23 protein-coding genes are annotated in these 16,804 nt (G+C 39.4%); 13 read left to right on the top strand and 10 right to left on the bottom strand.

Annotation, left to right across the window (positions count from 1 at the left end; all coding sequences use genetic code 11):
- Position 1: 1 nt before the first annotated feature.
- Positions 2 to 1,003 (top strand): LLM class flavin-dependent oxidoreductase, encoded by a 1,002-nt coding sequence (locus CEQ21_RS24050; protein ID WP_185766723.1) that lies wholly within the window; start codon positions 2 to 4, stop codon positions 1,001 to 1,003.
- Between the two features lie 40 nt (positions 1,004 to 1,043).
- On the opposite strand, the gene CEQ21_RS24045 is transcribed toward CEQ21_RS24050, so the two are convergent.
- Positions 1,044 to 1,424: an SET domain-containing protein gene (locus CEQ21_RS24045; protein WP_185766722.1), complete on the bottom strand. Its 381-nt coding sequence runs from the start codon at positions 1,422 to 1,424 to the stop codon at positions 1,044 to 1,046.
- A 277-nt stretch (positions 1,425 to 1,701) separates the two neighbouring features.
- Here CEQ21_RS24045 and CEQ21_RS24040 point away from each other — a divergent pair, with 277 nt between their 5' ends.
- Positions 1,702 to 2,421: a YebC/PmpR family DNA-binding transcriptional regulator gene (locus CEQ21_RS24040; RefSeq protein ID WP_185766721.1), complete on the top strand. Its 720-nt coding sequence runs from the start codon at positions 1,702 to 1,704 to the stop codon at positions 2,419 to 2,421.
- A gap of 212 nt (positions 2,422 to 2,633) precedes the next feature.
- Entirely contained in the window at positions 2,634 to 3,293 is a 660-nt protein-coding gene (locus tag CEQ21_RS24035) for a Type 1 glutamine amidotransferase-like domain-containing protein (protein ID WP_185766720.1), read from the top strand.
- A gap of 37 nt (positions 3,294 to 3,330) precedes the next feature.
- Here CEQ21_RS24035 and CEQ21_RS24030 read toward each other — a convergent pair whose 3' ends face one another.
- The 6 genes from CEQ21_RS24030 to CEQ21_RS24005 form a co-directional block, all read right to left on the bottom strand.
- The gene (locus CEQ21_RS24030) at positions 3,331 to 4,023 is read right to left on the bottom strand and encodes a DsbA family protein (RefSeq protein WP_185766719.1); all 693 of its coding nucleotides are present in this window, start codon (positions 4,021 to 4,023) and stop codon (positions 3,331 to 3,333) included.
- Positions 4,024 to 4,053: 30 nt separating this feature from the next.
- Positions 4,054 to 4,455: a DoxX family protein gene (locus CEQ21_RS24025; RefSeq protein WP_185766718.1), complete on the bottom strand. Its 402-nt coding sequence runs from the start codon at positions 4,453 to 4,455 to the stop codon at positions 4,054 to 4,056.
- Between the two features lie 111 nt (positions 4,456 to 4,566).
- Positions 4,567 to 5,409, bottom strand: a complete 843-nt coding sequence (locus tag CEQ21_RS24020) for a M56 family metallopeptidase (RefSeq protein ID WP_185766717.1) — start codon at positions 5,407 to 5,409, stop codon at positions 4,567 to 4,569.
- A gap of 2 nt (positions 5,410 to 5,411) precedes the next feature.
- The gene (locus tag CEQ21_RS24015) at positions 5,412 to 5,828 is read right to left on the bottom strand and encodes a BlaI/MecI/CopY family transcriptional regulator (RefSeq protein ID WP_185766716.1); all 417 of its coding nucleotides are present in this window, start codon (positions 5,826 to 5,828) and stop codon (positions 5,412 to 5,414) included.
- A 163-nt stretch (positions 5,829 to 5,991) separates the two neighbouring features.
- Positions 5,992 to 6,495: a GNAT family N-acetyltransferase gene (locus CEQ21_RS24010; RefSeq protein WP_185766715.1), complete on the bottom strand. Its 504-nt coding sequence runs from the start codon at positions 6,493 to 6,495 to the stop codon at positions 5,992 to 5,994.
- Positions 6,496 to 6,616: 121 nt separating this feature from the next.
- The gene (locus tag CEQ21_RS24005; RefSeq protein WP_185766714.1) at positions 6,617 to 6,856 is read right to left on the bottom strand and encodes a YueH family protein; all 240 of its coding nucleotides are present in this window, start codon (positions 6,854 to 6,856) and stop codon (positions 6,617 to 6,619) included.
- Between the two features lie 247 nt (positions 6,857 to 7,103).
- Between CEQ21_RS24005 and CEQ21_RS24000 the strand changes: the two genes are divergently transcribed.
- From CEQ21_RS24000 to CEQ21_RS23980, 5 genes are all read left to right on the top strand, one after another.
- Complete coding sequence (locus CEQ21_RS24000; RefSeq protein WP_185766713.1) at positions 7,104 to 7,772, top strand: TVP38/TMEM64 family protein; 669 nt, start codon at positions 7,104 to 7,106, stop codon at positions 7,770 to 7,772.
- 116 nt (positions 7,773 to 7,888) lie between these two features.
- Positions 7,889 to 8,113, top strand: coding sequence for a hypothetical protein (locus tag CEQ21_RS23995; RefSeq protein WP_185766712.1), 225 nt, complete (start codon positions 7,889 to 7,891; stop codon positions 8,111 to 8,113).
- Between the two features lie 194 nt (positions 8,114 to 8,307).
- The gene (locus CEQ21_RS23990) at positions 8,308 to 9,171 is read left to right on the top strand and encodes an AraC family transcriptional regulator (protein WP_185766711.1); all 864 of its coding nucleotides are present in this window, start codon (positions 8,308 to 8,310) and stop codon (positions 9,169 to 9,171) included.
- A gap of 20 nt (positions 9,172 to 9,191) precedes the next feature.
- Complete coding sequence (locus CEQ21_RS23985; RefSeq protein WP_185766710.1) at positions 9,192 to 9,653, top strand: DinB family protein; 462 nt, start codon at positions 9,192 to 9,194, stop codon at positions 9,651 to 9,653.
- Between the two features lie 120 nt (positions 9,654 to 9,773).
- Positions 9,774 to 10,205: a hypothetical protein gene (locus tag CEQ21_RS23980; RefSeq protein ID WP_185766709.1), complete on the top strand. Its 432-nt coding sequence runs from the start codon at positions 9,774 to 9,776 to the stop codon at positions 10,203 to 10,205.
- A gap of 52 nt (positions 10,206 to 10,257) precedes the next feature.
- On the opposite strand, the gene CEQ21_RS23975 is transcribed toward CEQ21_RS23980, so the two are convergent.
- Positions 10,258 to 10,518, bottom strand: coding sequence for a hypothetical protein (locus CEQ21_RS23975; RefSeq protein ID WP_185766708.1), 261 nt, complete (start codon positions 10,516 to 10,518; stop codon positions 10,258 to 10,260).
- A gap of 453 nt (positions 10,519 to 10,971) precedes the next feature.
- Here CEQ21_RS23975 and CEQ21_RS23970 point away from each other — a divergent pair, with 453 nt between their 5' ends.
- A complete protein-coding gene (locus tag CEQ21_RS23970) occupies positions 10,972 to 11,610 on the top strand; it encodes a YcnI family copper-binding membrane protein (protein ID WP_185767405.1) in 639 nt (212 codons plus the stop codon).
- 57 nt (positions 11,611 to 11,667) lie between these two features.
- Here the strand turns inward: CEQ21_RS23970 and CEQ21_RS23965 are convergent, their stop codons facing one another.
- The gene (locus CEQ21_RS23965; RefSeq protein WP_185766707.1) at positions 11,668 to 12,942 is read right to left on the bottom strand and encodes an erythromycin esterase family protein; all 1,275 of its coding nucleotides are present in this window, start codon (positions 12,940 to 12,942) and stop codon (positions 11,668 to 11,670) included.
- A gap of 298 nt (positions 12,943 to 13,240) precedes the next feature.
- Between CEQ21_RS23965 and CEQ21_RS23960 the strand changes: the two genes are divergently transcribed.
- From CEQ21_RS23960 to CEQ21_RS23945, 4 genes are all read left to right on the top strand, one after another.
- Positions 13,241 to 14,203 (top strand): glycoside hydrolase family 43 protein, encoded by a 963-nt coding sequence (locus CEQ21_RS23960; protein ID WP_185766706.1) that lies wholly within the window; start codon positions 13,241 to 13,243, stop codon positions 14,201 to 14,203.
- A 157-nt stretch (positions 14,204 to 14,360) separates the two neighbouring features.
- A complete protein-coding gene (locus CEQ21_RS23955) occupies positions 14,361 to 14,702 on the top strand; it encodes a DMT family transporter (RefSeq protein WP_185766705.1) in 342 nt (113 codons plus the stop codon).
- Positions 14,702 to 15,013 carry a DMT family transporter gene (locus CEQ21_RS23950; protein WP_328593492.1) on the top strand — a complete coding sequence of 104 codons (312 nt, stop codon included), beginning with the start codon at positions 14,702 to 14,704 and terminating at the stop codon, positions 15,011 to 15,013. Before CEQ21_RS23955 ends, CEQ21_RS23950 begins: the two co-directional genes overlap by 1 nt.
- A gap of 18 nt (positions 15,014 to 15,031) precedes the next feature.
- Positions 15,032 to 15,610: a TetR/AcrR family transcriptional regulator gene (locus CEQ21_RS23945; protein ID WP_185766704.1), complete on the top strand. Its 579-nt coding sequence runs from the start codon at positions 15,032 to 15,034 to the stop codon at positions 15,608 to 15,610.
- A 34-nt stretch (positions 15,611 to 15,644) separates the two neighbouring features.
- Here the strand turns inward: CEQ21_RS23945 and CEQ21_RS23940 are convergent, their stop codons facing one another.
- Positions 15,645 to 16,781: an IscS subfamily cysteine desulfurase gene (locus CEQ21_RS23940; protein WP_185766703.1), complete on the bottom strand. Its 1,137-nt coding sequence runs from the start codon at positions 16,779 to 16,781 to the stop codon at positions 15,645 to 15,647.
- Between the last annotated feature and the right edge of the window lie 23 nt (positions 16,782 to 16,804).

Raw genomic sequence — 16,804 nt, 5'->3', positions numbered from 1 at the left:
CATGTCTAACATAAATATACCTGTCTCTGTCTTAAATTTGGCACCAATTCGCCTTGGACAGGGAGAAAAAGAAGCCATTGATGCAATGGTGACTTTAGCACAAGCAACAGAAGATATGGGCTACTCACGCTATTGGATTGCAGAGCATCATAACTCTCCGACATTAGTGAGCTCGGCAACTTCTATCTTAATAAAACATACATTAGAGCACACAAATAAAATCAAGGTTGGATCTGGCGGCATTATGCTTCCGAACCATTCACCACTTGTTGTGGCAGAGCAGTTTGGAACAATGGCTGTCCTGTATCCTGACCGACTGGACTTGGGGCTTGGACGGGCGCCGGGAACAGATATGAAAACAGCCAGTGCCTTAAGAAGAGCACAGCATGATACGGTCTACACCTTCCCGGATGATGTGCAGGCATTGCTGACGTATTTTGGACCAGAGGAAGAGCAGGGCTATGTTCGTGCATACCCAGGAGCTAACAAAAACATACCGCTTTATATTCTTGGTTCATCAACAGACTCTGCTTATCTTGCAGCACAGCTAGGTCTGCCATATGTATTTGCTGCTCATTTTGCACCAGGGCAAATGGAAGAGGCTATCTCTATATACAAACGAAGATTTAAGCCATCTCAATATTTGGCTGAACCGAATATGATTGTCTGCTTAAATGTCATTGCGGCAGAAACAGATGAAGACGCAAAAAGGGAAGCAACTACGATGCAGCAATTTTTCTTGAATGTTGTTAGAGGAACACGTACACCTTTAAGTCCACCAGTTGACAGCATGGAGGCAATTTGGGGCATGATGGAAAAAGAAATGGCAACCTCCATGTCCAGCATGTCATTCATCGGCAGCAAAAATTCTGTGAAAGAACAGCTAGAAAGCTTCCAGGAAAAATACGATGTGAATGAAATCATGGCCGTTTCTTATATTTATGATGAGAAAAAGCAAATTCGCTCCTATGAAATCTTTAAAGAGATTGTGGACGGCCGTTAAAAAAAAAACAGACCTTCATCTTTAATGAAGGTCTGTTTTTTTATTCGTCTTTGTCAAACCAAAGCAGTTCTTTATCATCCACATCGCCATTATAGTTAATTAAGATTTCTTCGCCTGCTTTAATATCCTTATAGGCATAAAAATCAAATGTATGTTCATCAAAATTAATATCATATACAGCATTTGGTTCATAAGCATGGTTAAACAGCATGCCATAGCCAAGAAGAATGGCAGTATGATTTATGCCATATTCAAATGCATAATCAGCTAGCAGCGTTTTTTCAATATGCTCGTGCTGTTCGTTCGGATATGAAATAACAGGAGCTTTATGAATAAGCTCGCCTTTTTTGATATCTTCTGTAGCGAAAACACCTCTGTTGAATTCCCCATCACTTATTGGAGATACTTTTACTTCTATCATAATTGTCTATTGCTCCTTTTCAGTTGTCACTTAACTGTACCATTTATTCCTGTTAAAAGGAATGAAGAATGCTGTTACTTTAGTAAATTTATCAGAAATCGATAATCCTAGTTCCAGAAAGATGAACAAATTTCATATTTACGGTATAATATTATTCGTCTTAAGCATTGCTTAAAAGAAAAGGTCAAAATAAAATTACGTTAACAGGCATTGAAGAGCCGGCCAGTTGTTATCTATAATAGATAATGATGGATAAATCAGAAAGAGAGTGTTCAAAATGGGTCGTAAATGGAATAATATTAAAGAAAAAAAAGCATCAAAGGATGCAAACACAAGCCGTATATACGCTAAGTTTGGCCGTGAGATTTATGTGGCTGCAAAACAAGGGGAGCCAGATCCAGAATCAAACCAAGCATTAAAGGTTGTTTTAGAACGCGCTAAAACGTACAGTGTACCAAAGAATATCATTGATCGTGCTATTGAAAAGGCGAAGGGCGGATCAGAAGAAACGTATGATGAGCTTCGCTATGAAGGATTCGGTCCGAATGGTTCAATGGTAATTGTTGATGCACTTACAAACAATGTAAACAGAACAGCTTCAGATGTTCGTGCTGCATTCGGGAAAAACGGCGGAAACATGGGTGTCAGTGGATCAGTTGCTTATATGTTTGATGCAACAGCCGTTATTGGTATTGAGGGCAAATCAGAAGAAGACGTATTGGAATTGTTGATGGAAGCAGATGTTGATGTTCGTGACATTATTGCTGAAGACGACACTGTGATTGTTTATGCTGAGCCAGACCAATTCCATGCAGTACAAGAAGCATTCAAAAGTGCTGGTGTTACAGAATTTACTGTAGCCGAATTAACAATGCTTGCTCAAAACGATGTAACACTTGATGAAGAATCACAAGCGAAATTCGAAAAGATGATCGACGCGATTGAAGATTTAGAGGATGTTCGCCAAGTCTATCACAATGTTGACTTAGGTGAATAAGAAAGCAAATGAAACCTTTCTCATTAAGAGAAGGGTTTTTTTTACGTGGAAAAAATGCTGTGCTACAATAAGGAGATATTTGGAAGACTATAAGAGAATAAGAAAAATAACATAGAAATAGGCTTAGGTGCATCGGTTACAGCTTTCGTTTCATCATATTGAGCGGAGGCTTGAAATAAAGACGATGACTACAGGGGAAAGAGGGAGATTAGTTGGCACGTCATTTTTATGCTTTTGGGAGCGGGCCGCCATTTACTTCAACACTGGCACAGCAGTTTATGGAACAGACAAAAAGGGGAGCGATTGCAATCCTGCTAGTTGACCGGGATGACTGGCTTTCCTATATGCCTGCCTATACAGATGAACTAAAAAAATATGGTGCTGGAACGTTTTATTATTTACCACTCCCAAGTACTACAGAGGAACAAGTAATAAAAACGATTAAAGACAGTGGAGGCATAATTATTTGCGGCGGAGACACGAGCCGCTATGCAGAGTATATCGCTGATACTAATATAGGAGCAGCAATAAAGGAAGCGTACGTGCAGGGAGTACCAGTTGCAGGTTTTTCAGCAGGCGCATTGATAAGTCCGCAAAAATGTATTATTTCTAGTAAAGATAACAAGGAGCAGCGATATGCTGAAAGGAATGGCATTGGCTTGCTATATGATACATATTTTGCTGTTCATTTTTCTGAATGGAACGAAACAAGCCATTTACAAGCAATTAAAGCAAAACATCCAACCGCCAATGTATATGGTATTGACGAAAAGACTGGTGTTTACTTTCAAAATGAAATAATAGCGAGAATGGAAGGGGGCGGGGTATATCAAATACAGACAAATGGATGCAAGAAAATAGTAGGTACATAAAAACAGAGAGTACATATGTATGTACTCTCTAGTAATATTACTTTTCAGCTGCTTCATTCACCATATCCAATAATTCGTCATAGCTTGTGCCTTCGAATTTAACACCGTTAACATAGATGGTTGGAGTTCCAGTGATGTTTAATTGATTAACATAGTCTAAATCTTGTTGCAAAGAGTCTTTCGCTGTTTGCTTTTGGAACGCTTCTGTCACCTTTGTAATCTCTTCATCCGACGCTCCAGCATCCTTTAGTCGCTCTTTCAAGAAATCTTCAGTATATGTCTCTTCTGTTTCGTTATCAGGCTGATTAGCGAAAATAGAATCATGGAACTTCCAAAAGATATCGTTGCCTAGTTCGCTGTAAACCGTTTCGGCAAACAGTGCCGAAGTAGTGGAATCAGCATGTATAAATGGATAATTCATGTAATAGAATTTCGCTTTACCTGTGTCAATCAAGTTTTCCTTTACAACAGGGAAAAAGGATTCATTAAAGTTTTTACAAACAGGACAGCGGTAATCTCCGAATTCTACGATACTGACATCAGCAGATTCTTCTCCTAATACAGGTTGATTTTCATAGTCGAAATCGAACCCTTTTTCAGGCAGATTTGCTAAAATGACAAGCCCCGCAATGCAGACGACAACGATGCCGATGATCCAATAAATAAATTTAGAAGGCTTATTTCCAGTTGATTTTGCTTTTTTTTGTTTCTGATTTTTCGTTTTTGCCACAATGACTTCTCCTTTTATTTAAAAAGCTTTTTAAACATTCTGTTCTTTCTTCCTACTTGATAGTATAACATTATCTACAGAATATGCCTGTTCTTTATTTAATACTAATAATAGAGACATTGCAAGCAATGATAGATCAAATTCAAATCCGCCCACTAAGCCGTTTTGCAGGCTGACTGTCGCAATCGCAACAACCATAATAGCAGCAAACAATGCAGCAATAATTCTCGTTGCGAGTCCAAGGATAATAAGAGCACCACCAATGAGTTCAATTCCAGCGACAAGATAGGCAGAGAATCCTGGCAGGCCTAAACTAGTGAAGAACCCAGCAGTATTTTCAATTCCTCCCTGAAATTTAGATAACCCATGTGCAAAAAATATCACACCTAGAACAACGCGAATAACAACAATACCGATATGTGTAAATTTCATAAATGATTTCCTCCTTTAATTAAGTAGTGTATATAAAACACTACAAACGCAGTGTGTATATTTAGCCAGGTTATTTACACTACAATATGTAGTGTAAGAGTGTAAAAAAAATTAGTAATGCAGCAGTTTTGAGAAAACTAAACTCAGCAGCGTAAAAATCGATAGGGAGGCAGCACTACTAACTAGTGGCCATTTTATTTTATTGCTTGTATTAGGCTCAATCATATTTTGAATACGGTAGTTAACAGAGCCATCTGCAAACGAAACGAAGCTTACGGGATGGTGCACTTGTTTACTGTTAATCATTTTTAACAGTGCACTTGATATATGCAATCTCTGTCCACTTTTTTCGATTGCGTAATTGTCAGCAAGCACTTCCCGTACGATTGAAAATTGCTGAGCCAGCCATTTAAGGATAGGCAGGAACCAAAGCACCTTTGCGAAAAGCTCCATCATAAAGGTTTTCATAGGGTCAAACTGGTAGGAGTGATGGAATTCGTGATAAATAACAGACTCAATTTCTTCGTCATATAGAATATCCCATAAACCAGTTGTCAGCACAATTTGCGGCTTAGTAAATCCAACAGTAATCGCAAAAGGCTGTTCGCACTGAATAACATGGATGCGGTTTGTTTGAAAACGACTATTCCATTCACGACTCATCTCGCTGCATGTCAGACTAGTTACTTTTGTTCTTAGGTTAAGCAGTTTCTTTATTTGTATCATGCAAAACCATACCAAATGGAGAAGTGTAAAGGTGACAAATGCAAGTAGGATATATTCCAAGAAAGGAACTCCAAACATTTCGAACAGCTGCTGGCAAGCTTGGAACAGGTTAAAGCGAATGTCAAAATTGCTTGTGAGCGAATAAATATACCATATCATCTGAAGGAGGATACTGCCGCTTATCAAAACGCTGATCAGCAACAGGTAATTAGCATGATTTTTCGTCATTCTTATCGATCCTTTTTCCAATCTTTTATTTTTTGTTCCAGTTTTGCCACTAAACCTTCATCAACATTCTGCAATGCATCAAGCATATGGTTGACGACAACACTTGACCCAAACTCATCCATAAGCTCATATGTTAGCTCCTTTGACTGTGTATTGAGGAAGTCTTCCCGCGACAACTTCGGGGAGTAAAGAAAGCTTCTGCCAACATGGCGTTTGTTAAGTATGCCTTTATCTGCTAAGCGGTTCATAACAGTCATAACAGTATTAAAGCTAACAGCTTTGTCTGTTTCTAAATGCGTCTGCACACTTTTTATGGAAAGCTCCTCATTTTCCCAGAGCAAATCCATTATTCTAGCTTCCAATGGGCCAAAAAAACGATTTAAACCTTTTTCATGAACTTTAAATTTATTTATTTTCATGATTGCTGCACCTCACACTACACATTGTAGTGCAGATGAATGTGGACAGTCAAGAAAACAGGAGCAGTGTTACAAAACAGTAAAGAGTTCGTAATATTCAACTAATTTCTGTTATAACCCATTTGCTTTCTGTTTATGGAAAGCAAATGATCTGATTTATTGTTTATAAAACAAGCTGAAAGAGGGCTTCGTCTTGAGCAGTATCTTCCAAATAATGAATTCCCAAATAAGCAAACCCAATCTTACCAAGTATATTTAATGCTTTTTTGTTTTCGACACTACTGGAAGCAATGATACTTTTCGGCTGATAAACTTCCGCTGCGTAACGAATGCAGGCAACAGCAGCTTCAGAAGCAAAGCCCTTGCCCCAAGCGTCCTTTATGAAATGAAAAACCAGCTCAATATCATCAACCGCAGAGTCAATATCAAATCCTGCTGCACCGATGAGCTCGCCTGACGAAATATCCTCTACGCCATAAACTGTAATGCCGTAATCCTGCTGTGATTGAGCATAGAAATCAATGACTTGCGGAAGTAGTTCTGTAGCAATGCTTCCGCCAGTATAGGCCATGACCTCATCACTGCCCCAAAATAATGCACAGTTTTCACTATCCTCAACAGTCAATAATCGGAAGCCCAGCCTTTCGCTTTTAAAAATATAACTCACATGCAAAACTCCTTTAAAGAATAATCATATCCTAGAGTAGCAGAAGTCCAACGATTCGTCCAAAGGAAAAAGGGATTTGTTAGTCAGTAAATTAGGAGGTGGTGTAAATGAAAAAAATATGTTAGCATTTTGCAGTATGCTCTAATATCTTGTCAGCCAAGCTCGTGATGTCCCCTTCATACATATGGTAATGGAGGGATGCTTGGATGTATTCATTTTTCAGCATGTCATCATCGCTTGTATTTAACTCTGCAGACCAATGGATTGTCGGAATCGCTACAATAACTCGTCCATCCTCTGTGTGGGTTATATAAAGCTCTGTATCTTTCTGGCCTAAATTTGTATCTAATAAAATAGCCATAGATAAACCTCCTTTGTGGATTAAATCTATTATACTCCTCAGAAAATACCATTTCTTGCATATTTGACAAATTTAATCAAAATGTAATGGAAATCGACTAAAACCTAAATAAACCGTGGAAAAGCTATGTTTATTTTTACATGTTTAGCAGGTATAAAGGAAAGCAGTTGTGAATAGAGGATAAAAATTAAATAGGCTTATGAATGGTTCCTCGTAAAAAAAGCCTGCCATATATATAGGAAAAAAGGTGATCGCTATAAAAAAAATATGGAAATTACTTTCTTTTGTTGGAACAGTTGTTTTGGTCAGTTTCTTGTTATACGAGCTAGAAATATTTCATGCAATAAGAAATGGAGAATTGAAGGAATTCACAGCTTATTATCGGAATAACGAAATTTATGCACTTATCCTGAGCTTAATTATAATGGTTATACAAAATAGCTTTACAGTAATTCCGTTAATTCTTGTGATAACAATAAATTATTATGCCTTCGGCTTTTTTTATGGGTTTATGTGGAGCTGGATCTCCAGTATTGTCGCGGCAATCATTGTATTTGTAGCCGTCCGTTATTGGTTACAGGATTTCGTCCAAAAGAAAGCACATGGTGAGGCGCTGCGGAAAATTGAAAATAAAGGTGGACAGTATGTGTTTTATGCGAGGGTTTTACCATTTTTCCCTACAAGCATACTAAATATATTGGCTGCAGTAACAACCATCTCCTTAAAAGGATTTGTGGCAGGAACAGCTGCAGGCAACTTTTTGTACTTTTTTGTATTATCCTTAATACCATATGGTTTTCTGTCTACCGATATAAACCCAATTCTTATTGTCCTAATTATCCTTGCAGTGACAGTCGTAATTTTTTTCATCCAGAAGCAAAAAAAAGTAAAAGCAAAAGTAACCAATAATGAATAACAACGAAAGCTGCCGATATATACCGGCAGCTTTTTACATTTATGGTGAAATTTCTGTAAAAAAATGAAACCAAAATGAATGATAAGTCGTAAATAGTATAAAGGAGGCTGAGGTATATGTATATTGTCATTATATTAGTTGGGATTCTGTTTATCGCATCGCTTTTCTCAAAGGGAACAAAAGCATCTAAAATTTCCAAATCAACACATGCGAGCTACACACCATGGGATTTACCTGGAAATGGATATCATGATGGCGGTCACAGCCACCACTCAAATCATGATTGTGGTTCATCATTCAGCTCAGACAGCGGATGTGGAGGAGACGGAGGCAGCGCATAGGGGATAAAGTTTCATCACAACAGTCCAAATTATGGGGACTGTTTTTATTTTCTCTAAAATATTAACATGATGAAGAAGGAAATAGGGGAGACAATCAAGAAAGCTTTGTTGAACACATCTGGTTTTAATCGAGCAAGAAATGACAGGCGAACAAATATGATTGCAGCTATACTGTTAGGAAGGATGTGATAGGAGTGACGTGGCTTGAAGGTTTGCAAAAGGCACTTCAATATATAGAAGAACATCTAGACGAGAAATTGGAGACTTCAATAATTGCCAAGCAGGCTTGTCTTTCCTCTTTCCATTTTCAACGAACGTTCTCTGTTTTGACTGACACAACACTTGGTGAATATATACGGAGGAGACGTTTGTCTTGTGCAGGGCAGGAATTGATGAATAAAGAGCTGCGGGTAATGGATGCTGCCTTCAAATACGGCTATGAATCACCAGAAGCATTTACAAAAGCTTTCCGAAAACAGCATGGGACAACACCGAGTGACATCCGCAATGGAAAGGGAAAGCTGACTATCTATAATCCTTTTACAATCCAAATTCTCTTGAAGGGAGCAGAACCAATGAATGTGAAAATTGTCGAAATGGAAGGTTTTCAAGCAATAGGCAAGAAGAGGTCCTTTTCTTATAAGGAAGAAGAGAACTTTCAAGAAATACCGCTTTTTTGGAATGAGGCAAATGGTGATGGTTCAACAGAAACATTAGCAGAATGGAATAACGGCCAAATTAAAGGGATTCTCGGTATATGCACAGAAACAACCAGCGAAAACAAGGATATGGATTATTGGATTGCAGCAGCCTCCACAAAAAAAGCTGCGCCAGGCTTTGATATCATCACAATACCGGAATCAAAATGGGCGATATTTGAAGTGCATGGAGCAATGCCTGACAGCATGCAGCAAACATGGAAAAAAATTTATGGAGAATGGTTCCCGACAAGCGGCTATGTGCAAGTTGCTTCCCCGCAGTTAGAAGTGTACGGAGAAGGAGATCCACACAGCGCGGATTTCTATTCTGAAATTTGGATACCTGTTGATAGACCATAAATACTTGAAGGGAGATTTTGATGCAATCGTTATTTGAATATAACTGGCAAGTAAGAGATGAGTGGCTGAAATGGTGTGAGTCCATTCCTGAGCAGGAGCTGTTTGCCAAGCGAACAGGAGGCGTGCAGGGGATACTAGCAACACTCGTGCATATTATCGATGTAGAGTACAGCTGGTTGCTCGCCCTTGAAGGAAAGGAAACAGTAGAATATACAATACTTGAGTACAATAGCCTTGAAAAGGTAAGGACCTTATCCAACAAGGTGACAGCTAAGGTTCGAGCGTTGCTGAACGTAGTACTTGCCAAAAATCCGTCAGAAAAAATCAAAGTTCCATGGCGAGATGAAGCCTGCTCAAGAGCGGAAATTATCAATCACTGCATCGTTCACGAAATCCATCATATTGGTCAGCTGTCCATTTGGGCCAGAGAAATTGGGCAGGAAAGTGTGAGTGCCAATTTTATTGGCAGGAAGATATTATAGATTTTATTCGTGGAATTCAATGGCAGCTACAAAGAAAATAAAACCATTAATAAAAGTTAAGAAAAACTTAAGCTTCCTAATTCATAATGAACCTACATTACGAATTAGGAGAGAGATAAAATGAAAAAATTCCAATCTATCGCAATTATTGCAGCAATGCTTTTATTACTAGCACAATCAATCTTAGGAGTCACATCTTACTTTAGCGCTGGCTCTGCACCAGATATGGGGCAGATGAGTGGACAAGCGCCAAGCATGGAGATGAATGGATCATCGGATAGTTCAACAAGTTCAACGAGTGATACGATGCAAAGCACGGAGAGCACAGACAATTCTTCAACAACTGCTGAATCTGGATTTGATCCAAGTCAGGCACAAGGTAATATGCCAGCAATGAATGGTATGAATGGTCCAGGTGCAGGTGCGGAAAATAAGAGTGTGTTAGAATTAGCACTTAGCATTGCAGGTCTTGTCGTTTCCGTTGGTGGTCTTGTATTAATGATGCTTGGTTGGAAAAAGACAAAGCAGCAAGAACCAACATCTATCGTTTAATTAAAAAAGCATTTCGCAATTTGCGAAATGCTTTTTTTAGTTTGACAGCAAATTAATAATAAGGTGGATAATAAGGATTGTAAGGATAATTATGATAATATTGATTTGGGTATTGATTTGGGTTCATGTAGGCTGGAAACTGCTTATATGGATAGATGATAGTTGGGTTTCCTGCACTAAAGCCTACAGATGGAGCAACAAATCCAGTTAATGTTGCAGCTCCATGACCGACAACAGGTGCGACATGCACTCCTCCCACAGTGGGGGCAGTAATAACTGGAGCACCTCCATGTAGTCTTTTACTATGAAACATAAAATTCCCCTCCTTTTATCGTTACAATATGAGGGGGAATGGGGTTAAGTATAGGCAGCTGTGGAAGGACAGGTCAAGAATAATGGAATTGGTCGCTTCATTCTCATAGCCAAGTAGAAGTAATTTTTGTGCCGGTTAAATTTGAATAACCTGTTACAGTATGGAGGAAGTAACTACAAGCTTCGTTTTTTTTTTCGTACAATGTATCAAAAGCTTAAGTTGTGTCTATTATGTGACTTATAGAAAATGTAACGGTGATGCATTATCCACCGTATGTTTTAAAAAAAGAAAAAACGGCAAAACTGGCTATTATTACATGTTCACAAATTTGCCACAAATTTAAATGTAAAGCGCTTAACACATCTGTTATGATAAAGAAGGTTATTCCTATTTACATAGTGTTATAAACATATGTGAAAAAAAGAACAAAAAGGAGTTAAAAGCATGATACATATGAAGAAAAGAATTACAGCATTTTTAGTTACATTTGCAGCAGTATTTTTGATTGCTCTTCCAGCGAGCGCTCACGTAACTGTTAACCCGTCAACATCCACAACAGAGGCATGGGAAACATATACGGTTAAAATCCCTGTTGAAAAGGAAGTTAACACAAATAAAGTATCCATTAAGATTGCAGACAATGTAGACTTTAAAATGTATCAGCCTGTTGATGGCTGGAAGGTAACTACTGAAAAGAATAGTGATGATAAAGTAACAACTGTAACATGGGAAGCAGAAAATGATGATGCGGCAATCAAACCAGGTGAATACCGTCTTTTCAGCTTTACTGCTCAAAATCCTGCAGATGCAGGTGAAGTAATTTGGGATGCATTCCAATATTACACAGATGGAAGCATTGTCGAGTGGACTGGTGATGCCGATGCGGATCTTCCACATTCTGTAACAGAGATCACTAAGGCAACAGCAGCAACAGACAGCCATGGCCATACATCTGACCATGATGCTGACACAGATGAGTCAGCTGACAGCGATGAAGACAATGCAGGCTCTTCAACAAGCAACGTTTTATCGATTGCAGCGATCATTATTTCTGTAATTGCAATCGTGTTAACATTTATAAGAAGAAAATAATCAGCGTTTTAAAAGGGAGTAGCATATGTCTACTCCCTTTTTAATGGTGAAAACAAGTTATTCCCTTTTTATTTCAACAGGCAGTGGCGAAAGAGCAGTAGATTTGTCCACATAAATAAAGCTATCATATCTTTCAGACATGCTAGACGGAACATAGTTTCCATATTGTTCATATTCAGGATGATATACAACTCCAACAGCTCGATGGCCGACCCGCTCTTCGAACAGTGTTTTGTTCTCCTTAGTAAAAATCAAATATTTATCGTGGGACCCTGCCCGATGAAGCATCTCCTCCCAGCTGCCACGCTTAGCTTTCGGTAGTGTCATTTTTTCATAAGGTGCTCCCCATTTGTCTCCGGCAATCACCGTACCACTATATGTGCCAAAACCAACAGAAAAGATATTGTCCATCCCATATTTTTCGCGAGTGATTTGGCCAACATTCACTAAGCCTTCCTGCTCCATTGTTGTTGCTCTAGCATCACCAATATGAGTGTTATGCTCCCATATTATCCCTTTTACTTGACTGCCATAGAAACTGCTGATATGGGATAATACTTCGACCATATGATGATCTCGAATATTCCATGATTCCTGATCATCTGTAATCATTGTTTTATAATAATTCTCCGCATTTTTCGATACTAAGGCATTAATCTCCAGACTAAGCTGCTCTTCTGCGTTAGATTCACCGCTCTTGTTGTTAGCCTGCTGAATGGACTGCAGCAGCTCCAGAATTTCTGCCCGACAGCTTTCGCCAAGCAATGCCGCTGACATCCCGTATGTTTGGGCTTTTCTATTATACGGCTCAAAGCATTCCATCGCCTTTAATGCTTTTTCCACATGAGGAGACTTCGTTTCTTGCAAGTAATGAACAATTGCTTCCATCGATTCCCAAAGACTGTACACATCCAAGCCATAAAAACCAGCTTTTTTGCCAGCTTCTTTATGCTCATTAAAGCTTTTCAGCCACTCAAGCAACGGGATGATTTCTTGATTAGCCCACATCCATGTCGGCCAGCGATTAAAATGAGCTAGCACTTCTTTGGCATTTGCAGCTGGTGACTTATTTTGCACATAATTATTCACCTCATAGCAAGAAGGCCAATCGCCTTCAACAGCAACAAACGAAAAGCCGTGTTCCTGAATCAGCTTTTTGGTGATTTCAGCACGTAAGGAATAAAATTCTGCTGTCCCGTGTGTCGCTTCACCAAGCAAGACATATTTAGCCTTAGCAGCTTCCTTAATGAGCGGTTCCAGGTCGTCTATCCCATGAAAGGCTGTGCTGTGCTTCTGGATATTTTCGATATGTTGATTTATTTTAATAAGCATAATAATGTCCTCCATAAGTGTGTTATAGGAATAGCTTGTTCGTTGCAAGAGGATGTATGCAGGGAGGAATTGTTTTTAATTATGCAGGATAAAGTGTGAGCTATAAAAGATAGATAACCTTGTTACGGAGCAGTATCTTTTTTGAAAAAAGTTATCATTCCTATTCATTTTAAGTGTATTTATGAAAGGGTTTTCATTGAATGAAGAAGAATATATAATTGTTAGAAATACTTTCTCAGAAGGGAGGTTTCATTATCGTTTTTTCAGCCTTTTAAAATTAAGAAATGAGGGGATAACGATGAAAAGAAAAGGAAAGGGCTTTAAGCTGAAAATAGCTTTACTTGCTCTTGTGGCCTGTTTGTCTATCAGCAGTTCAGCATCTGCCAGCTTTTGGAGTTTGACAGGGGACTTGCAAATCCATGATCCTTCCATTATTAAAGAAGGCAACACATGGTACACATTTGGAACGGGAAGCCCAAATGGGATAAGGGTACTGAGAAGTGATAATGGAACAAACTGGTATCAAGCACCAACGATTTTTCCGACTGCTCCCTCATGGTGGGCCAACTATGTGCCTAATTATGAAAAAAACCAATGGGCACCAGACATAAGCTACTATAATGGCAGGTACTGGCTCTACTACTCTGTTTCATCCTTCGGCTCCAATACATCTTTGATCGGACTTCTATCAACCTCTAGTATTACTTCCGGACAATGGCGAGATGATGGGCTTGTCACACGCTCTGTATCTTCCAATAACTATAATGCGATTGACGGTGACCTTGTCATTGACAAGGACGGCAATCCATGGCTGTCCTTTGGGTCATTTTGGAGCGGTATTAAGCTGACGCGTCTTGATAAGACAACAATGAAGCCGACAGGCAGCTTGTACTCCATTGCTGCAAGGCCGAATAATAATGGAGCAGTTGAAGCGCCTAACATAGTTTATCGCAATGGCTACTACTATTTATTTGTGTCCTTTGACAGCTGCTGTCAAGGTGTTAACAGCACATACAAAATGGCTGTTGGCAGGTCTACGTCTATTACTGGACCTTATTTAGATAAGAATGGTGTCAATATGCTTAATGGCGGCGGCACGATATTCGATACAGGCAATGATCGCTGGAAAGGCCCAGGTCATTCAGATATTTTGAACAATAATCTAATCGTTCGCCATTCGTATGATGCATTGAACAATGGAATGCCGACAATGCTCATTAATGATTTGTATTGGGATTCGAGTGGATGGCCAACCTATTAAATATTATAAAGCAGTGGCTTTCAAACATATATGTTTGAAAACCGCTGCTTTTTTTCTTTATAATAATTTTAGAAAAGGGATGGTAGTTGACTTAATATATTTTTCATGAAATAATAACTAACGAACGGTCGGTAGTTAATTCGAAGGAGGAACAGCAATGAATCGACATTGGATGATGGTTCTTGCCGCAGGCTTAATGGAGGTTGCTTGGGTGTCAGGCTTAAAGCATGCTGATACTGCCCTAGAGTGGGCTGGTACAGCTATTGCTATTATAATCAGCTTCGCTGTGCTAATATATGCAACAAAGGTTTTGCCAGTTGGAACAGTCTACGCAGTATTTACAGGACTTGGTACAATTGGAACAGTTATAGCAGAAATGCTGTTTTTCGGAGAACCATTCCAGCTTTTAAAGCTGTTACTTGTTATCGTATTGCTTGTAGGAGTTATCGGCTTGAAAGTCGTCACAGATGAAAGCAGTTCAGCAGAGGAGGGCTCATAATGGCATGGTTAGCGTTAGTTGGTGCAGGGTTATTTGAAGTGTTCGGGGTTGTTAACATGAAGCGGGCAGCCATGAAAAAATGGGATGCTATTCTTTTGTTAATTATCGGGTTTGCCTGCAGCTTTTCCCTGCTGTCATATGCCATGAATACCATTCCGATGGGCACAGCCTATGGTGTATGGACGGGAATCGGAACGGTTGGGTCCGCTTTACTTGGAATGTTTATATATGGCGAACCGAAGGATGCAAAAAGGCTCTTTTTTATTGGACTTATATTAGCTGCTGCAATTGGCTTAAAGCTTATCGGATAAAGGAGGAAATGAGTAAAGATGACAAAAGAAGATTTAAAAAAAGCGGCCATCAAGCATTTTACGCAATCAGGCTATGAAGGGGCATCACTTGCGATGATTGCAGAGGAGGTCGGCATAAAAAAATCCTCTATTTATTCCCATTTCAGCAGCAAGGATGCCTTGTTTTTAGAGGTGCTAAGAGAAGCAAAGGCAGTTGAGATCCAAACGAAAAAGGCCTATTTTAGCGAATCTGCAAATCTTGGACCAGAGACTTTTTTATATGAATACTTAGTGGCAGTGAAAAGACTGTTCGAAGAAAACCAGAGCTTGAAATTCTGGCTAAGAATGAGCTTCTTTCCACCGAGTCATTTATATGATGCGATTGTCGAAGAGGTCGTTGAGGTCGAGGTACTTCAGGAGAACATGCTTGAACAAGCCTTTATAAAATGGCTTGCTGAAGACGTGATTACAGGCTTAGATGAAAAAACGCTTACGATTGCCTACACGGGTATTTTAATGAGTATTATGGTGGAACTCGTATACGATCATACCGAAAAAAAAGCCGAAGAAAAGCTGGAGGCTTGCTGGAAGGTATATTGGCAAGCATTGGAAAAATAGGAGGGGTACGCATTATACATGCGACCCTCCATTTTTACTTCTTTAAGGCATTACGTTCATTTGCAAGGGAGACGACTGTTTCCATAAAGGCTTTCACATTAGCTATAGTTGTTGCTCTTCCAAAAGAAACACGCACAAATTCCTTCGCTTCCTCGTCAGATAATCCTAAAGCCTTCATCGTTTTCGAAGGAGCCTGCTGTCCTGTTTGACAAGCACTTCCAGTTGAAATTGCAAAGCCTTTGCGATTACATTCAAGCATCGTCCACTGTCCTTCAATCCCGCGAATCCGCATGCCAACAACGGCTGGGAGCTGGTTGCCGCATTGAAAAACGATTAAGTTATCGGTAGACCAGGCCGATTCGATGACGATTTCTCGTAATGATAGATAATGAGCTTGATCAATTGCCAATCTTTGCACTGCTTTTTGGGCAGCTACACACATTGCGGCGATACCGGCAATATTCACCGTTCCCGCCCTGAAGCCATTTTCATGTGTTGTGCCAGGAAGAAAGCCGGTCCATGGAATTGTAGGAGAAATATAAGTTAACCCAACTCCCTTAGGACCGTAGAATTTATGGCTTGATATAGAGAGGGAATCTACCTTGGCAGAAATGGCAGCAATATCAAGCTTTCCAAAGCTTTGCACCATATCACTATGAAAATAAATACCTTTTTCTTTTAACATTGTGCCAATTTTTTCAATATGCTGAATGGCGCCGATCTCAGCATTAACATGTTGTATGGATACCAGCACCGTTTCCGGTTTTATACATGTTTCAAGCACATTGATATCAATCATTCCGTTAGCACCAAGCGGCAAATAGGTTACCGAATACCCGTCCCTTTCTAATCTTTTTATTGTTCCATGAATGGATGAATGCTCACTTGCTGTAGTTATAATATGTTTGTCAGAACTTTTATTGGCAGAGAGGAGTGCTGTTATGGCAAGAAAATTACTTTCCGTTCCGCCACTTGTAAAGTATACGCCGCTTTTTTCCACCCCAAGCAATCGTGCCATTTCCCCGCGACAGCTTTCCAGTAAATCTTTTGCCTTTCCTCCGATATCGTGAAGACTGCTGCTGTTCCCGTAATAGTCCGCTGAAACCTCCAAGTACATCTTGCCAGCATCAGAATCAAGAGGACATGACGCTGCATAATCTAAATAAATCATTTACTCACCCTTTCTACACCAAA

The organism is Niallia circulans, assembly GCF_007273535.1.
In the GTDB taxonomy this organism is placed as follows: Bacteria; Bacillota; Bacilli; order Bacillales; family Cytobacillaceae; genus Niallia; species Niallia circulans_B.
The sequence above is the reverse complement of the archived record's forward strand: the minus strand, read 5'-3'. Positions and strand labels throughout refer to the sequence as shown.